Source organism: Stenotrophomonas pictorum JCM 9942, assembly GCF_001310775.1.
Lineage (GTDB): Bacteria > Pseudomonadota > Gammaproteobacteria > Xanthomonadales > Xanthomonadaceae > Stenotrophomonas > Stenotrophomonas pictorum.
In genome coordinates this window covers 1-722 of sequence record NZ_BAZI01000735.1, presented here as the reverse complement: position 1 = coordinate 722, position 722 = coordinate 1, and the positions used below count along the sequence as shown (strand labels likewise).

Sequence of the window (722 nt, the reverse complement as noted above, 5' to 3'; positions counted from 1 at the left end):
ACGAACCCGAGGCCGCCCGCGATTACGCGCGGCAGGCCGACGGCTTCGCCGGCCGCACCGATGACCTGCCGCTGCGCCGCGATATCCGCCAGTTCCTGCTCGATCACGCCTCCCCGGCCGATCGGCACTGAGGCAACGCTCCCGGGCACGCGACACGTACCCGCAAACCTCTACCGTGCAGCGGCCGCAACGCTCATTCATGCCGGTACGGACAGGATGGCGGCCGCACCCGCAAAACAGGGCGAGACACCGCGGTAGACCGCCCGTTCCGGGGTGATCCGCCGGGGCTTGAGGATGCGTATTCCGATCAGGCCCCAGAACCGCCTCACCAACGAGGCGAGGATATCCAGCAGCACCGGCGGGCCGCTCTCCAGCACGAAACCGCCGTGCAGCGACAGCCACGCCATCAGGATGTACCGCCGGCGCTGGCCCTGGTGCGCAGCGCACAGCCCGACCTGGGGCGGGTCGCTTGCGCACGACCAGCGCACCCATGGGATGGACCAACCTCTGCACCAGGATCAACCAGGTACCCCCATGGCGAATGCCAGCAGACGCCGCGCTTGCGGTATTCGGCCGCGGGCGCGTCACATCTCATGCAGAAACGCATCCATTGCAGGACGCCCTCGTCGCCCCGAGGCGGATTGATCAGGGCGCAGGCACGCCCGGCGTGAGCGCTCAGCGATCCCCTTCGCCGGCGGCAGCATCGGCCGCGGCATCACGCG

General features: G+C 69.5%; 1 protein-coding gene. It reads right to left on the bottom strand.

Annotation, left to right across the window (positions count from 1 at the left end; all coding sequences use genetic code 11):
• Positions 1-197: 197 nt before the first annotated feature.
• Positions 198-407 carry a hypothetical protein gene (locus JCM9942_RS17375; protein ID WP_054661041.1) on the bottom strand — a complete coding sequence of 70 codons (210 nt, stop codon included), beginning with the start codon at positions 405-407 and terminating at the stop codon, positions 198-200.
• Between the last annotated feature and the right edge of the window lie 315 nt (positions 408-722).

What these genes read in the sequence shown, in the direction of transcription:
- JCM9942_RS17375 (WP_054661041.1), bottom strand. Translation starts at nt 407, where the DNA reads ATGGCGTGGCTGTCGCTGCACGGCGGTTTCGTGCTGGAGAGCGGCCCG.